This window comes from Pontibacter ummariensis, from assembly GCF_900188175.1.
Lineage (GTDB): Bacteria > Bacteroidota > Bacteroidia > Cytophagales > Hymenobacteraceae > Pontibacter > Pontibacter ummariensis.
The window spans coordinates 123,481-139,067 of sequence record NZ_FZOQ01000006.1 but is presented as its reverse complement, the minus strand read 5'-3'; the positions used below and the strand labels follow the sequence as shown (position 1 = coordinate 139,067).

Here is a 15,587-nt window from a genome sequence, read left to right as displayed (position 1 = left end):
TGCCCGTTTTACCACGGCAGGCCTTGCAAGCGCAACCCTTGCCTTCGAGCGTATCCCCGGCACCCTGTCCTCTTCAAAATTAGCTAATCTGAAGCCATTTCCGAAGCCCTACCATATTTTATCCGGTGCTATGGTTTGTGCAGTGCGAGTTTGTATCTTTGCCGGTTATTAAGATTTTCAGAACCAAAAGAATAAGAGGCCCTGAGCCAGCCTGGCAATGGCGTTATTTTTGATAGCTATCGCCCCGGCGACCCTATTATCATGCAATTTTCTCTAGTAGCAAAAGACAAACAATCGAAAGCCCGCGCGGGTGTTGTGCAAACGGACCACGGAGCGATCGAAACCCCTATATTTATGCCTGTGGGCACAGCCGGTACGGTAAAGGCCGTGCACCAGCAGGAGCTGAAGGAAGATGTAAAAGCCGAGATTATTTTAGGCAACACGTACCATCTCTACCTGCGCCCTGGCCTGGATGTGCTGGAAAAAGCAGGCGGACTGCATAAGTTCAATGGCTGGGACCGCCCTATCCTCACTGACAGCGGCGGCTACCAGGTTTTCTCCCTGGCAGGTACCCGAAAGATCAAGGAAGAGGGCGTGAAGTTTAAGTCGCACATTGACGGGTCTCCGCTGGATTTTACGCCGGAAAACGTGATGGATACGCAACGTACGATCGGGGCCGACATTATCATGGCTTTTGATGAGTGCACCCCCTACCCTTGCGACTACACCTACGCCAAGAACTCCATGGAGCGCACCCACCGTTGGCTGCAGCGCTGCGTGGACCGTTTCGACAGTACCGAACCGAAGTATGGTTACAACCAAACACTCTTCCCAATCGTGCAAGGCAGCACGTATAAGGACCTGCGGGTACAGTCAGCCGAGACCATTGCCAGCTTTGGACGCGAGGGCAACGCCATCGGGGGCCTTTCAGTAGGCGAGCCAGCCGAAGTGATGTACGAGATGACGGAACTTGTGTGCGACATACTGCCGACAGACAAACCCCGTTACCTGATGGGCGTGGGCACCCCGGCCAATATCCTGGAAAACATCGCCCTGGGGGTAGACATGTTCGACTGCGTGCTGCCAACGCGCAATGCCCGCAATGGCATGCTCTTCACCACGCAGGGCATCGTGAACATCCGGAACAAGAAGTGGGCCGACGACTTTAGCCCGATCGATGCCGAACTGGGAGGCTATGTGAGCACCTTCTACACCAAGGCTTACCTGCGGCACCTGATTCATAGCGGCGAATACCTGGCCGGGCAGATAGCAAGCGTGCACAACCTGACGTTCTACCTGTGGCTGGTAAAGCAGGCGCGCCAGCAAATTCTGAATGGAACTTTCCGGGAGTGGAAAGATGTGATGGTAAAGAAACTAATGACAAGGCTCTAAGAGCCAGTTAAAAGTGAAGCGTTGAAAGTTAAATGCACCGGCATGCAGCCAAAGCGAAACACAGATGCGGCACCACCAACTTTCAACTCTAAACTCATAACTTTAAACTGATTTAAAGTGAAGCTCCTCGACAAGTACATATTAAAGAAGTTCCTGACCACCTACGTCTTTACGGTGCTGATACTGGTGGCCGTCATCCTCGTGATTGACTTCACGGAGAAGAACGACGACTTTATCAAGACGAACCCGAGCGTGAGCGAGATCCTGTTTGATTATTACCTCAACCTGATCCCGTTCTATGCCAACATGCTCAGCCCTATTACTGTGTTTATTGCCACGGTTTTCGTTACGGCCAAGCTGGCCTCCCATACGGAGATTGTGGCGATGCTGAGCAGCGGCATTAGTTTCAGGCGCTTTCTGGTACCTTACCTCATGGGTTCTTCTCTAATTGCCATCCTGATTTTCCTGTTCATTGGCTGGGTTATTCCCAACGCGAACAAGGAGAGTGTGGCTTTCCAGGTGAAGTACATCAAGAGCCCGTTCACCTACGACGGGCGCAACATACACATTAAGATAGCCCCGGAGACTTATGTGTACATGGAGAGCTATAACAATACCGCGCACGTGGGCTATAACTTCGCGTTAGAGACAATAGAGGGCACCAAGCTAAAGCAGAAGCTCACCTCCAATAATATTTCCTGGAATAAGGAGCTGGAGAAGTGGCATGTGGACAAGTATGTGCTGCGTACGTTTAATGGCGAGAAGGAGACGATTTATAAAGGGGAAGCATTAGATACGGCTCTAAACATGCTCCCTAAGGACTTTGAAAGCACCTATAAGCTGGAGACTACCCTGACGCTGACACAGCTGAACGACTACATACAGGAAAAAAGAGAGCGTGGTGCGGATGATATCGAGACTTATCTCATTGAAAAGTACGAGCGGCTCAGCTATCCTTTTGCCATCATCATCCTAACGGTAATCGGGGTAATTGTGAGTGCCCGCAAGGCCCGTGGCGGCGTAGGCTTCCAGATAGCCCTTGGCTTCTTCCTGGCCTTTATCTTCATCATTTTCGTGATCACTAGCCGCAGCTTGGCACAGGTAGGAGACATTCCGCCACAAATTGCCGCCTGGGTCCCGACGATTGTCTTTACTGGTATTGGTTTCTTATTATACCGTTACGTTCCGCGCTAGATGCCTCGTTTCAAAGAATTCCTGGAGCTCCATTTCGTTATCTTCCTGTGGGGCTTTACGGCCATACTGGGTAAGCTGATCAGCATTCCGGCTGTAGAGCTGGTAACGCTGCGAACCCTCATCACGGCTCTGGCGCTGGGCCTGATCATTTACCGGCGAGGGACTCAATTCTGGTTGGGGGGAGCAAACGTACTGAAGATTGTGGGTGTGGGCTTTATAATTGCCGCACACTGGATTTTGTTCTTCGCTGCGGCCCGTATCTCCTCCGTATCAATCTGCCTGGTGGGTATGGCCACCTGTAGCCTGTGGACGGCCTTTCTGGAGCCGCTTTTCTCTAAAAGCAAGGTAAAGCCGCACGAAATAGTACTGGCGCTGTTCATCATACTGGGGCTTTATGTTATCTTCCAGCACGAGACAAAGTTTGAAAGCATTTTGGGGATTGCCATGGCGGTGGGCTCTGCCCTGTTGGCCTCGATCTTTACCATTATCAATGCCAAGCTGGTAAAAAAAGTACCCTCCACCACCATCACCTGTTACGAAATGGCCGGGGCCTGCCTGGGCAGCACCCTGTTCTTTCCGGTGTACACCGCTTACTTTGCTGAGGGAGGCGCCCTGAACTTTACCCTTTCAGGTATGGATTGGGTGTACCTGCTGATCTTGTCCCTGGCCTGCACGGTGTATGCCTATACGGCCGGCGTACGCCTGATGCAGCGGATATCGGCCTATACCATGAACCTGACAGTAAACCTGGAGCCCGTGTATGGCATCATCCTGGCCTTTATCATTTTTAAAGAGGGGGAACAACTTTCTGCAGGCTTTTACTACGGTGCCTTCATCATCTTAATGAGCATATTTATCTACCCGGTGCTGGACACCTATGTCGCGCGGCGGCAAAGGCTAAAGCAGGCCCTGCCAGACAAGGTAGTGCTCGGGAAAGACTAAGGTAGCCGGCACCTCTCCAGCCTTAAAAAGCCCGTACAGGGCTGAGCCAGACCCGGTCATGGAAGCATAGACCGCACCTGCTCCATACAGTTTCTCCTTTACAGCTGCCAGTTCCGGGTACTTGGGGAACAGGGCATCCTCAAAGTCATTATGCAGCACGGTTTTCCACACATCCAGGTCCTGCTTCAGTAATATTTCCATGCCGCAGCTAGGTTCTTTGGGGTTTATGCTGCCGTAGGCCTCGGCTGTGGTAATATGAATACCGGGATAAACGATGACACAAGCGTACCCGCTCAGGTCGAGGCTAAAGCGCTCAAAAACATCTCCCCGCTCTGTAGCGATTACAGGCTGGTTCTGGACAAAAAAAGCACAATCGCTCCCAAGCTGGCGGGCATAGTCTTCTAGGGCAGCTGCACTTAAGTTTAACTCGAACAGCTTGTTCAGGATACGGAGGGTAAAAGCCGCATCTGCAGAGCCTCCCCCCAGTCCCGCTCCCATTGGTAGTACTTTGTGCAGGTGCATGTGTACCGGCGGTAAAGCAAAGTCCTGCTGCAACAGTCGGTACGCTTTCAGGCACAGATTAGAAGCAGGGTCGCCGGGCACGGGTAGCCCTGTCATCTCAAACCTCTCTTCCTTGGCCGGTAGGATCTCCAGCGCATCACACCATTTCACGGGGTAAAAGCAGGACTGCAGGTTATGGAACCCGTCGGGGCGTTTGGCGGTAACGTAGAGGCCAAGATTGATCTTAGCGTTCGGGAAATCGAGCATAATCCTTAGCGGGCTTGTTATTTTTTGTTTGCAATCTATAAAAATGTGCCGACACAGCTACCGTAGGCAAAGTATTTCTGAAATTGTACGTCTCCTGACTGTTGCCGTAACAGCTAAAAATGTATATTGAATAGAAATAAGCTAAAGGGCATGAAAGACAGAGACCTATGCTTTCGCTTTTACGAACAGCCATGCCTGCCACCCTGAAGCTTTATCACGTAGTACCACTGTCTCATCACCAAAATACCACTTGCCATGCTTTGCCATCACCTGCTTTACAGCTGTGGCAGGCATTAATCAGAACAATACAGCACATGAACTACAGGCCAGGAAGAATCTTTTTATCAGCCCCTCATTTGGGCGGTCATGAGAAGAACTACGTGCTGAAAGCACTGGAGGATAACTGGGTGACAACCACCGGGCCCAACCTGCCTGGCTTTGAGCACGACATCTGCCAGCACACCAACGCCCGCCATGCAATAGCCCTTAGCTCGGGCACAGCGGCTATCCACCTGGCGCTCCGCTTACTGGGCGTGCAAGCAGGGGATGAAGTACTTTGCTCTACCTTTACTTTTGTAGCCTCTGCCAACCCCATCCTTTACCTGGGTGCCCGCCCGGTTTTTGTGGAAAGCGAGCCAGGCACCTGGAACATGTCGCCAGAGGCACTGCATGAAGCCATTGCAGCCCGACTTAAAGTGGGGAAAAGACCGGCTGCCCTCCTCCTCGTGCACCTTTATGGCATGCCCGCCAGACTAAAGGAAATATTGCAGTTGGCAGACGAGTACGGCATCCCTGTTATAGAGGATGCTGCAGAAGCTTTGGGATCCCGTTACGGAGGGCACCAGGTAGGTACTTTTGGACGCCTGGGCATCTTCTCCTTTAACGGCAACAAGATTATCACCACCTCAGCTGGTGGTGCCTTAATTACGGCTGATGAGTCCCTGGCAGCACAGGCCCGTTTCCTGGCCGCGCAGGCAAAAGACCCAGCCCCTTTTTACCAGCACTCCCAAATGGGCTACAATTACCAACTGAGTAACGTTAGCGCCGGTATCGGGCGTGGGCAAATAGAGTTGCTCGAAAAGCGAGTGAAACAGCGTAGGGAGGTTTTTACTTTCTACAGGAACCGGCTCCAGCACATAGAGGGCCTGGAATTTATGCAGGAACCCAAAGGGTCTTTTTCCAACCGCTGGCTCACCACGGTGCTTTTACCGGAAGGGAAGCAGCCGGAAGACCTAAGACAGGCCCTGGAAGATGAGAACATAGAAACACGACTCCTCTGGAAGCCCATGCACCTGCAACCCTTGTTCGCGCAGCAGCCCTACTATGGCAATAACCTAAGCAGTATGCTGTTCAGCAGAGGCCTCTGCCTGCCCAGCGGCAGTAATTTAACAGAAGAAGAACTCGAGAAAGTGGTAAAGCACCTCAGGCTGCTTCTGGAGCAAGCCTAAACGCAGGTTACCCGGTTAAGGATTTATTATACCTTCGCCAGGGCCTGCTCAACATCAGCCCAAAGCTCCTCCGGTTCCTCTACACCCACTGAAAAGCGGATGACCCCTTCGGTTATCCCCAGCTTTTGGCGCTGTTCTTTGGCCAGGGACCGGTGCGAAGTACCCAGCGGATAGGAGATAGAGGAGTTAACCCCAGCCAGAGACGGAGCAAACGGAATGTTTTGCAAGGCCCGCATGAAGCGGTTAACAGCCTCTTGGTCGTCTTTTATACGGAAACTGAGCATACCGCCAAACATGCCCTGCCCCTGCTTTTTTGCTAGCTCGTAATGCGGGTGCTCTTCCAGCCCCGGATACCACACCTTCTCTACTTTGGGGTGCTCCTGCAGGTGTTTCGCCATGGCCAGGGCATTGCTGCTATGTTGCCGCATACGCAGGCGGAGTGTTTTGAGGCCGCGCGCTGCCAGCCAGCTATCAAAAGGGCTAAGGTTCAGGCCATACACCATCATTACCTGCTTCACGCGCTGCAAGTCCTCCTGCTGCTGGCAGACCACAACGCCTGCCGTTACATCGCTGTGCCCGGACAGGTACTTCGTCACGCTGTGGAGCACGAGATCGGCACCTAAGGCAAGAGGTCTCGTGATCACCGGCGTGGCAAAAGTATTATCGACCAACAGCTTGAGCCGGTGTTGCCGCGTTTCCTGCGCCAACCGCTGAATATCCAACACCTGTAGCAAAGGATTACTCATGGTCTCTACCAGCAACAAGCGGGTATTCGGCTGCCTGTAATCCTGTAGGGTGTAAAGGTCAGAAGTAGGCACTAAGGTTACTTCTATGCCGATGCGTGTTAGTTCCTGCGTTAGCAAGGCCGAAGAGCCTCCATAAATCTCCTCAGCACACAGCACATGATCGCCTGCCTTGCATATCGCCAGCACGGCAGCCAGAATTGCCGACATACCAGAGGACGTTACCACAGCACCAACACCTCCTTCCAGTTTGTTCACCTGCTCTGCCAGCTCGTCGGAGTTCGGGTTGCTGTAGCGGGTGTACATGTAACTCTGCCCCGGTTCATCAAAGTAACGCTCCAAGGCATTCAGATCTTCGAAAGTAAAGACAGAGGTCTGGTAGATGGGAGTGGTTTTCGGGTGGATGTGCACAGGAGTGGTTTTAGCGTTAGAAGATGCTGTTCTTACAAAAATAACAACTCCCCACATCTTTCAAACATGATTTTCAGGAAGCCCTGCTCTTAGAGCTACAGATTTTGTAATCGAACGCTGCTCGTCCCCGTATCTCTTAAACAAAGTAAAGAGACACAAAGGAACATGGAAGAGAAAACGACACCGACAAATTACCCCAGTTTATTCTCCTCATTCAAAATAGGCCACACTACGCTAAAAAACCGATTGGGCCTTGCCCCCATGACCCGTACCAGTGCAAACCCCGACGGCACAGCCAACGAGCAGATGCTCGCCTACTACAGGCGCTACGCCCGGGGAGGGTTTGCCTTAATTTTAACGGAGGGCGTTTACCCCGACGAGTCATACAGCCAAGGTTACCTGGACCAGCCCGGGATAGCGAACCAAGCCCAGATTGAGGCATGGCAAAAGATTGTTGACGCCGTACACCAGGAAGGTGCCAAAATCTTTTGCCAACTGATGCATGCTGGCGCGCTCTCACAGGGCAATCGCTTTGAGAACTACCGTATTGGCCCATCCTCTGTGCAGCCCAAGGGGCAGCAACTGGAGTTCTACGGTGGGAAAGGCCCCTACCCTACTCCCTTAGAAATGGCCATTGAGGACATCCGCAATGTGACAAACAACTTTGTACAGGCCGCAAAGAACGCCGTGGCGGCAGGCTTCGACGGCATTGAGATACACGGCGCCAACGGCTATCTCCTGGACCAGTTCCTGACAGAATACACTAATGAACGGACCGACGAATACGGTGGCAGCACCCGTAACCGTATCAGATTCGCTGCTGAGGTCGTAAAGGCGACAAGAGAGGCTTTAGATCCTGCCATCCCGGTTGGAATCCGCATCTCCCAGAGCAAGGTGAATGATTACACCTATAAATGGTCGGGTGGCGTGGAAGATGCCCGCGTTGTTTTCGCGACCCTAGCCGAAGCCGGTGCTGATTTTATCCATACGACGGAATACGAGGCCCTGAAACCTGCCTTCGGCGACACAGGCCTTACGCTGGCAGCTCTGGCGAAAAGGTTCAGCCAGCTCCCCATTGTCGTAAACGGCAGCCTGAACACGCCCGACCTGGTAGAGCTAATGCTGAAAGAAGGCGGTGCCGACATCGTGACGATAGGAAAAGGAGCCTTAGCCAACAAAGACTGGCCTAACAGGGTAGCCCAGGGGAAAGAGTTGAATCAGTTTAAGCCTGAAGACTTTCTGGCTCCCAATGCGAAAGTAAAACCGCACGAGCTGTAGTTGGTAAGCCGCAAAGCAGCGAACATAAAAGGGCGCGCCCTATGCAGCTCTGCATAGGGCGCGCCCTTTATAATGTAATGCCTTCAGCTACTTAGGAGAGCACAGACTCGGCCAATACGATGATCTTGTTGTTCAGTACTTCTACCACACCACCATCCACTGTAAAGAATTCGTCTCCTTTGCCAGTTGTTACCCGGATTCTGCCTTTGTCCATCGTACTGATGAGCGGCGCGTGGGAGTCCAGCACCTCAAAAGAGCCATTGCTTCCTGGGAACTGGGCGGCCTCTACCTCACCGGCATAGACCTTTTTATCAGGCGTGATTATCTCTAAATACATCTTATTTAGTTAAGAGTTTAGAGTTAAGAGTTATGAGCTTTGTGGTATAACCGACTCCTAACTCTTAACTTTTAACTATAAAACCTATTTTGCTTCGGCCATCATCTTTTCACCTTTGGCAACTGCATCTTCGATGGTGCCTACCAGGTTGAAAGCAGACTCTGGAAGGTGGTCATACTTACCGTCCATGATCTCGTTGAAGCCTTTGATGGTATCTTTAATGTCTACCAGCACACCTTTCAGGCCAGTGAACTGCTCTGCTACGTGGAACGGCTGAGACAGGAAACGCTGCACGCGGCGTGCTCTGTGTACAACCAGTTTATCCTCGTCAGAAAGTTCGTCCATACCCAGGATGGCGATGATGTCCTGAAGTTCTTTGTAGCGCTGCAGTATCTCTTTCACACGCTGTGCGGTGTTGTAGTGATCATCACCCACCACATCTGGTGAAAGGATACGGGAAGTAGAATCCAGCGGGTCTACCGCAGGGTAGATACCAAGCTCAGAGATCTTGCGGGAAAGTACAGTCGTTGCGTCCAGGTGGGCAAACGTTGTTGCCGGAGCCGGGTCAGTTAAGTCGTCGGCAGGTACGTAAACAGCCTGTACAGAGGTAATGGAACCACGCTTAGTAGAGGTGATACGCTCCTGCATGGCACCCATTTCCGTTGCCAGCGTTGGCTGGTAACCTACCGCAGAAGGCATACGACCCAGAAGGGCTGATACCTCAGAACCCGCCTGCGTGAAACGGAAGATATTGTCCACGAAGAACAGGATGTCACGACCAGCGTCGCTAGAGCCAGGCTCACCATCGCGGTAGTACTCCGCCATTGTAAGACCAGACAAGGCCACACGGGCACGTGCCCCTGGCGGCTCATTCATCTGACCAAACACGAAGGTTGCTTTAGACTCCTTCAGTTCTTCCTGATTTACTTTAGAAAGGTCCCAGCCACCGTGCTCCAGTGACTCCAGGAACTCAGCGCCGTAGCGCACAATGCCAGCTTCGATCATTTCACGAAGAAGGTCATTCCCCTCACGGGTACGCTCACCCACACCGGCAAAAACAGAAAGACCACCGTGAGCTTTCGCGATGTTGTTGATCAGCTCCTGGATCAATACTGTTTTACCTACACCGGCACCACCGAACAAACCGATCTTACCACCTTTTGCATAAGGCTCGATCAGGTCGATTACTTTGATACCTGTATAAAGAACTTCAGAAGAAGTAGCAAGGTCTTCGAAACGAGGCGCAGGTCTGTGAATTGGCAAACCACCTGTGCTCACAGGCTGCGGAATACCGTCAATGGCTTCGCCGATCACGTTGAAAAGACGACCCTTGATGCCCTCGCCTGTTGGCATTTTAATAGGGCCGCCCAAGTCAACTACTTCAGCGCCACGGGTCAGACCTTCTGTCGAGTCCATCGCAATGGTACGCACGCGGTCTTCACCCAAGTGGTTTTGCACTTCCAGCACGATTACCTGACCGTTGTCTTTCGTCACTTGCAGGGCATCCAAAATATTTGGTAGCTTAGAGTTTTCACCCACAAAGCTAACGTCCACTACCGGACCGATAACCTGGGTAATTCTGCCAATGTTCGCCATTTGACTTTGTTATAGTGATTAACTATTGTTACGGAGTTATTTCAGGGTGCAAAAATAATGGATAAATCTCTTAAATCCATATAAGGATATAAAAACTTTTAAACAACTCACCCTGAGCAGTTAAGCCCTTGAAAACAATAACAGCATGATGTTCCAAGTCCCCACCCCCTTTATGAACTCAGAAGGGCTGCATGGACAAGGCGTTCCGACAAGAAGGCTCCCCTCCTGGGGCCTAGGGGCTTTATAACAGGACACAAACGCCTAGCACAAAGTACGCCCCCGGAACTGACTAAGCAGTGCCCGGCTGTTCTTCTAAAGGTTCTTCAGCATCTCGATCTGCTCGTCGTTTAGCAGAATATACCTGTTGTGGAAAGGATTCGCGAAGAACTTCTCCGCTATAATGTACTCCCCCGACTTTAGTTTGTGGATGTTATAGCTAAACAAGCTATTGGAGCGTTCTAGGACCAACTCGGTGTTACTCAGGTCCAATTCACGTCCGCAAGTAGTAACAACAATATCAGGGTTTGTGGTCATAGTAAGAAAAGGTAAAAAGAAAAAAATACTGCAGGTTTCTGTACGCATAAATGGTACAGGGGTGTCAGATGGAGCGAATAAAAGGAGATAAATTTTCCGCATTCCTCCATGCCTCAGCCCTTCAGCTAGGCAAGAGGGCGACAAACGTTCCTAAATTACTGCCCAGCAGGGGAAGAACTTCACAGAACTAAGCCCTTTCAGATGATGGGGTCAAAGCATACCCTCTATATAACATACCTCTATATAAGAGGCATGGTTATGCGCGTCGGCAATAGGGTAACTCCTTTGACACCCTTTTATAGGCGATGAGCTTTTATGTAAAAAGCGCTAAGCCATAAACGCGCTGGCAAAAGTCATCGAGCAGAAACTAAGAAGGCCTGTGGATGACGTGGCAGGCAGGGGCGTTTACTTCACGTTGCCGGCGCCTGCGATGCCGGGCCATCTGCGCTCCGGCACCGTGACAAACAAAAATTTTAGAAAAGGTGCCTTTTTATATGGTGAGAGCCCAAAGGGCGTCGTGTAGTTGGCTAATTCTGGATAGACAGCCTGATCTAGAACAGGTACTACAAAATAAAGGCATGACTTTCATGAAATTAGCCTTCGTGAAGGCCAGTGCTATCCTGTAGCCGGAGCCCCTTCAGGAGGCATTACTGTGGCTAAAAAGTATGGTGACACGGCCCTGAAGCAGATTTCAGGCTAAAATTTTCTGACTTTTTTTGCAGCAAATGTTTGCAGTTTAAATTCGTCTCTCTATCTTTGCATCACCAAACGATAACAGAGCAACAGCTCGAAAGTCGATGCGGAGATTGTCCGATGGTGTAACTGGCAACACGTCTGATTTTGGTTCAGAAGAGTCCAGGTTCGAGCCCTGGTCGGACAACATAAAAAAGAACAACATCTGCTACAGGTGTTGTTCTTTTTTTGCTTTTACATGGGATGTAACTATTTAAAAATCAGAAATATTTGGTGACCGGCATCAGGATTTTTGGTAGCTTTGCAGGCATAATCATCCAACCTAGACATCCAAAAACTAGCATCTAGCACTGTTATGCCACAGGTTAAAATCTTCTCTGGTTCTACATCCCAGTACCTGGCCGAAAAAATAGCTGCCGCTTACGGCACTAAACTCGGCGATTTAAGTATTTCCCGTTTCAGCGACGGCGAGATAGGAGTACATTACAATGAGTCGGTTCGTGGTGCAGAGGTATTTATTATCCTCTCTACGTTTCCGCCGGCTGATAACCTGATGGAACTGATGCTGTTGGTAGACGCTGCCAAGCGTGCTTCGGCCCATAAGGTAATTGTGGTAATGCCATACTATGGCTATGCCCGCCAGGACAGGAAAGACAAGCCGCGTGTAGCCATTGGCTCTAAAGTAGTGGCCAACGCGATACAGTCTGTTGGAGCGGATCGTTTGATGACCTGCGACCTGCACGCCGGACAGATACAGGGCTTCTTCGACATCCCGGTAGATCACCTGGACGGTTCGGCCATTTTTGTGCCTTACCTGCGCAGCCTGAACCTGGGCAACGACCTGATCTTCGCTTCTCCTGACGTGGGAGGTGTGGTAAGAACAAGGGCCTTTGCCAAAAACTTCGGCGCGGAGATGGTGGTGTGCGACAAGCACCGCAAACGTGCTAATGAGATTGCCTCGATGCAGGTGATCGGCGACGTGGAGGGTATGGATGTTGTGCTGGTGGATGACATGGTGGATACAGCAGGTACTATCACCAAGGCAGCGGAGCTGCTAAAAGAAAAGGGAGCTAAAACAGTGCGCGCTATCGCCACACACCCGATACTTTCGGGACCAGCCTATGAGCGCGTGGAGAACTCTGTACTGGAAGAGCTTGTTGTGTCGGATACAATTCCGCTGAAACGAGAAAGCTCTAAAATTAAGGTGCTTTCGTTCTCGCAACTGTTTGCCCGGGCAATCAACAATGTGGTAACCCACGAGTCGATCAGCTCTCTATTTATTTAGTTGTTCGTTACCTGTTGCTCGTTTATCGCTTTTAGAATACGAACAACAAATAACGGATAACAAACAACGAAAACGGCTATACTTTTGTAGCGATATACATTTAACAAATTCATTTTTATGAAAACTTTAGAGATTATAGGGTTTAAAAGAGCAAATCTCGGAAAGCAGCAGGCCAAAGACCTGCGTAATGAGTCTTATGTACCAGGCGTACTGTACGGTGGTGGTGACCAGGTTCACTTCTATGCTCCAGCTATCCTGTTCAGAGACTTGATTTATTCTCCTGAAGTATACGAAGTAGACCTGAACATTGAAGGTACGCACTACAGAGCTATTCTGCAGGATGCACAGTTCCACCCGGTAAACGACATGCTGCTGCACGTTGACTTCCTGGAGCTGCAAGAAGGCAAGCCCGTTAAAATGGACATCCCTGTGAAGTTCGTGGGTACCTCTCCTGGTGTAATCCTGGGTGGTAAACTGGCTGTTAAACTACGTTCCCTGAAAGTGAAAGCACTTCCTGCTAACCTGCCAGACTACGTAGAGGTTGATATTTCTGACCTGGAGCTTGGTAAGTCTATCAAGGTATCGAAAGTTCAAACACAGAACTACGAGGTCCTGACAAACCCTAACTCTCCGATCGCTACGGTAACTATTCCGCGTGCCCTTAAGAGTGCACAGGCTGAAGAAGCACGTGGTGGAAAGAAATAAGCTCTTTGAGCTTCAAGCATCAAATCCTGTCCTGCCACTGCAGGACAGGATTTTTTGTTTGAAGCTTTACCTTTGATAGAAGATGAATTGATAAAGGACAAAAGACTTGTCTACACAAAGCGTGTCTTTCTTCTTTTGTTTAAACAGTCCTTTATCTGATCAAGTATGCTACAAACGATTAAAGCATGGCTGGGACTTAAGACAGAGAAAACAGCCGCTACCGAAGACACACGTATGAAATACCTGATTGTGGGACTAGGAAATATTGGTCCTGAATATGCAAAAACCCGTCACAACATTGGCTTTATGGTGCTGGATTACCTGGCGCAGAAACTCGGCAGCGCGAGCTTTGAGGTGAGCCGCCATGCCTTTGTAACAGAGATCAAGGCTAAGGGCCGCACTTTTGTGTTGGTAAAGCCTACCACTTACATGAACCTGAGCGGCAAAGCAGTAGGGCATTACCTCAACTCCCTGAAGCTACCGCCAGAGCAGATGCTGGTGATTACCGATGACATCGCCCTGCCCTTCGGCAAGATCCGTATCCGGGCCAAGGGCAGCCCAGGGGGGCATAACGGTTTAAAGCACATCGAGCAGACCCTCGGGAACAACAATTACCCGCGCCTGCGCTTTGGGGTGGGCGACGACTTCTCGAAAGGCAAGCAGGTAGACTACGTGCTGAGCACTTTTAGCGAGGAGGAAGAACCCGAACTGCAAACGCTGATTGAAAAATCCGCTGACGCTGTGATTGCCTTCGGCACCATTGGGCTGGAGCGCACCATGAACCAGTACAACACCAAATAAAAAAACAACACTAGCCGTCTGCAATACAAGGTGTCTCCATTTAGCCGGGGGCACCTTATATTTTTTGTAAACGGCAGCATAAGTATCCTGCCGAAAACATACATTTGCCTTTGCTCGACCCGCTTACCCACCGCTATGAAAAAAGTGCTCCTACTCTACCGCAACGCCTTCGGCGGTCTGTCTAAACCAGCCTGGATGATGTCGCTGGTCATGCTTATTAACCGCAGCGGCTCAATGGTAACGCCTTTCCTGAGCCTCTACGTGACCGACCTGTTAGGCTATAGCTTACAGGAAGCAGGGATTATCCTCAGCATCTACGGCATAGGCTCTGTATGCGGCTCCTTCCTGGGCGGCTGGCTGACAGACAAGATCGGGCACTTCCGGGTACAGTTCGTAGCTTTAACACTGGGAGGCTTGCTCTACTTTGTGTTGCTTAACCTGTATCAGTTTGAGTATCTGGCGATGGGCGTGTTCATTCTCAGCTTGGTGAACGACTGCCTCCGACCGGCTAACGCTGCCTCCATCGCTTACTATGCCAAGCCCGAGAACATGACGCGTGCCTTTTCGCTGAACCGCATGGCCATCAACCTGGGCTTTTCGGTTGGGCCGGCTGTTGGCGGTTTGCTGGCCGCTATCTCCTACCGCTGGCTCTTTATTGCGGATGGGGCTACCTGTATTGCTGCGGGTATCTTCTTTTTTCTGTACTTCCGCAAGCAACAGGGGCACCGCCCGCAACGCAAGCCGGCAGCAGTAACAAACAACATAACGCCCGCCGCACCAGCTGTGCGCTCCCCCTACCGCGATGCCTACTTCCTGATCTTTGCCGCCTTATGCAGCTGCTTTGCCATTATCTTTTTTCAACTGTTCTCTACCCTGCCACTGTACTACAGGCAAGCCTATGCCCTCTCCGAAAGCAGCATCGGCGCGCTGATGGCACTTAATGGCTTGATTGTTTTCCTGCTCGAGATGATCACGGTGTACATATTGGGCGAAAAGGCAAAGAAGTCCGCGCTTGTCGCTACAGGGGTTTTGATACTTGGTGTATCTTTTGTGCTCCTGAACCTGGTACAACACCTGAGTGTGCTCTACATCTCCATGCTGCTGCTCAGTATAGCGGAAATACTGGCCATGCCCTTTATGGCTACCATCACCGTAGAGCGTTCCGGAGAAAGCAACCGCGGGGCCTACATGGGCCTTTACACCATTTCCTATGCTATAGCACATGTCTTCGCCCCTTTTCTGGGCACTACCCTCATTGCCGCCTATGGCTTTTCAACCTTGTGGTGGGCAACAGGGGGGCTCGCCGTGATGACAGCAGTAGGCTTTGCGTGGGTAGTAGGCAAAATTGAGCAGGAGCGGACCAGCAAAGCGATAATAGCTGCTTCCGAGGCAAAAGGAATTGCTGTTGGGTAAGGGGCATTGCTCATAAACACTCTTTATGGCTAAGCCAAGGACAAACG

The 15,587-nt window shown here is 50.9% G+C and carries 14 protein-coding genes and 1 tRNA gene; 10 read left to right on the top strand and 5 right to left on the bottom strand.

Translation table 11 applies throughout. From position 1 onward, the window contains the following. Positions 1-261: 261 nt before the first annotated feature. The 3 genes from tgt to CHB92_RS08560 all read left to right on the top strand — a co-directional run bounded on the left by tgt (position 262) and on the right by CHB92_RS08560 (position 3,528). Complete coding sequence (gene tgt, locus CHB92_RS08570; RefSeq protein ID WP_089318773.1) at positions 262-1,392, top strand: tRNA guanosine(34) transglycosylase Tgt; 1,131 nt, start codon at positions 262-264, stop codon at positions 1,390-1,392. A 117-nt stretch (positions 1,393-1,509) separates the two neighbouring features. Beyond that, positions 1,510-2,586 carry an LptF/LptG family permease gene (locus tag CHB92_RS08565; protein ID WP_089318772.1) on the top strand — a complete coding sequence of 359 codons (1,077 nt, stop codon included), beginning with the start codon at positions 1,510-1,512 and terminating at the stop codon, positions 2,584-2,586. Next, a complete protein-coding gene (locus tag CHB92_RS08560) occupies positions 2,587-3,528 on the top strand; it encodes a DMT family transporter (RefSeq protein WP_089318771.1) in 942 nt (313 codons plus the stop codon). On the opposite strand, the gene ispE is transcribed toward CHB92_RS08560, so the two are convergent. Then, positions 3,484-4,296: a 4-(cytidine 5'-diphospho)-2-C-methyl-D-erythritol kinase gene (gene ispE / locus CHB92_RS08555; protein WP_089318770.1), complete on the bottom strand. Its 813-nt coding sequence runs from the start codon at positions 4,294-4,296 to the stop codon at positions 3,484-3,486. The two genes, CHB92_RS08560 and ispE, sit on opposite strands and share 45 nt — an antisense overlap. A gap of 314 nt (positions 4,297-4,610) precedes the next feature. On the opposite strand from ispE, the gene CHB92_RS08550 reads away from it, so the two are divergent. Continuing rightward, positions 4,611-5,744: an aminotransferase class I/II-fold pyridoxal phosphate-dependent enzyme gene (locus tag CHB92_RS08550; RefSeq protein WP_089318769.1), complete on the top strand. Its 1,134-nt coding sequence runs from the start codon at positions 4,611-4,613 to the stop codon at positions 5,742-5,744. A 26-nt stretch (positions 5,745-5,770) separates the two neighbouring features. On the opposite strand, the gene CHB92_RS08545 is transcribed toward CHB92_RS08550, so the two are convergent. Beyond that, positions 5,771-6,898 (bottom strand): trans-sulfuration enzyme family protein, encoded by a 1,128-nt coding sequence (locus CHB92_RS08545; protein ID WP_179222993.1) that lies wholly within the window; start codon positions 6,896-6,898, stop codon positions 5,771-5,773. 165 nt (positions 6,899-7,063) lie between these two features. Between CHB92_RS08545 and CHB92_RS08540 the strand changes: the two genes are divergently transcribed. Further along, entirely contained in the window at positions 7,064-8,176 is a 1,113-nt protein-coding gene (locus tag CHB92_RS08540; protein ID WP_089318767.1) for an oxidoreductase, read from the top strand. A gap of 91 nt (positions 8,177-8,267) precedes the next feature. Here CHB92_RS08540 and atpC read toward each other — a convergent pair whose 3' ends face one another. From atpC to CHB92_RS08525, 3 genes are all read right to left on the bottom strand, one after another. Then, positions 8,268-8,513 (bottom strand): ATP synthase F1 subunit epsilon, encoded by a 246-nt coding sequence (gene atpC, locus CHB92_RS08535; RefSeq protein ID WP_089318766.1) that lies wholly within the window; start codon positions 8,511-8,513, stop codon positions 8,268-8,270. An 84-nt stretch (positions 8,514-8,597) separates the two neighbouring features. After that, on the bottom strand, positions 8,598-10,109 hold the full coding sequence (gene atpD, locus CHB92_RS08530; RefSeq protein ID WP_089318765.1) for a F0F1 ATP synthase subunit beta: 1,512 nt from the start codon (positions 10,107-10,109) through the stop codon (positions 8,598-8,600). A 312-nt stretch (positions 10,110-10,421) separates the two neighbouring features. Continuing rightward, on the bottom strand, positions 10,422-10,643 hold the full coding sequence (locus tag CHB92_RS08525) for a hypothetical protein (RefSeq protein ID WP_089318764.1): 222 nt from the start codon (positions 10,641-10,643) through the stop codon (positions 10,422-10,424). A gap of 807 nt (positions 10,644-11,450) precedes the next feature. On the opposite strand from CHB92_RS08525, the gene CHB92_RS08520 reads away from it, so the two are divergent. The 5 genes from CHB92_RS08520 (at position 11,451) to CHB92_RS08500 (ending at position 15,540) form a co-directional block, all read left to right on the top strand. Beyond that, positions 11,451-11,523: transfer RNA gene (locus CHB92_RS08520), tRNA-Gln, on the top strand. Between the two features lie 168 nt (positions 11,524-11,691). Further along, positions 11,692-12,621 (top strand): ribose-phosphate pyrophosphokinase, encoded by a 930-nt coding sequence (locus CHB92_RS08515; RefSeq protein WP_089318763.1) that lies wholly within the window; start codon positions 11,692-11,694, stop codon positions 12,619-12,621. Between the two features lie 117 nt (positions 12,622-12,738). Further along, positions 12,739-13,326 carry a 50S ribosomal protein L25/general stress protein Ctc gene (locus tag CHB92_RS08510; RefSeq protein ID WP_089318762.1) on the top strand — a complete coding sequence of 196 codons (588 nt, stop codon included), beginning with the start codon at positions 12,739-12,741 and terminating at the stop codon, positions 13,324-13,326. Positions 13,327-13,560: 234 nt separating this feature from the next. Beyond that, on the top strand, positions 13,561-14,127 hold the full coding sequence (pth, locus tag CHB92_RS08505) for an aminoacyl-tRNA hydrolase (RefSeq protein ID WP_089318901.1): 567 nt from the start codon (positions 13,561-13,563) through the stop codon (positions 14,125-14,127). Positions 14,128-14,262: 135 nt separating this feature from the next. Next, positions 14,263-15,540, top strand: coding sequence for an MFS transporter (locus CHB92_RS08500; RefSeq protein ID WP_089318900.1), 1,278 nt, complete (start codon positions 14,263-14,265; stop codon positions 15,538-15,540). Positions 15,541-15,587: the final 47 nt, after the last annotated feature.

Excerpts from the sequence above, each read along its gene's own strand:
- tgt (WP_089318773.1), top strand. The coding sequence starts at position 262 with ATGCAATTTTCTCTAGTAGCAAAAGACAAACAATCGAAAGCCCGCGCG.
- CHB92_RS08560 (WP_089318771.1), top strand. The coding sequence starts at position 2,587 with ATGCCTCGTTTCAAAGAATTCCTGGAGCTCCATTTCGTTATCTTCCTG.
- ispE (WP_089318770.1), bottom strand. The coding sequence starts at position 4,296 with ATGCTCGATTTCCCGAACGCTAAGATCAATCTTGGCCTCTACGTTACC.
- CHB92_RS08550 (WP_089318769.1), top strand. The coding sequence starts at position 4,611 with ATGAACTACAGGCCAGGAAGAATCTTTTTATCAGCCCCTCATTTGGGC.
- CHB92_RS08540 (WP_089318767.1), top strand. The coding sequence starts at position 7,064 with ATGGAAGAGAAAACGACACCGACAAATTACCCCAGTTTATTCTCCTCA.
- atpC (WP_089318766.1), bottom strand. The coding sequence starts at position 8,513 with ATGTATTTAGAGATAATCACGCCTGATAAAAAGGTCTATGCCGGTGAG.
- atpD (WP_089318765.1), bottom strand. The coding sequence starts at position 10,109 with ATGGCGAACATTGGCAGAATTACCCAGGTTATCGGTCCGGTAGTGGAC.
- CHB92_RS08525 (WP_089318764.1), bottom strand. The coding sequence starts at position 10,643 with ATGACCACAAACCCTGATATTGTTGTTACTACTTGCGGACGTGAATTG.
- CHB92_RS08515 (WP_089318763.1), top strand. The coding sequence starts at position 11,692 with ATGCCACAGGTTAAAATCTTCTCTGGTTCTACATCCCAGTACCTGGCC.
- CHB92_RS08510 (WP_089318762.1), top strand. The coding sequence starts at position 12,739 with ATGAAAACTTTAGAGATTATAGGGTTTAAAAGAGCAAATCTCGGAAAG.
- pth (WP_089318901.1), top strand. The coding sequence starts at position 13,561 with ATGAAATACCTGATTGTGGGACTAGGAAATATTGGTCCTGAATATGCA.
- CHB92_RS08500 (WP_089318900.1), top strand. The coding sequence starts at position 14,263 with ATGAAAAAAGTGCTCCTACTCTACCGCAACGCCTTCGGCGGTCTGTCT.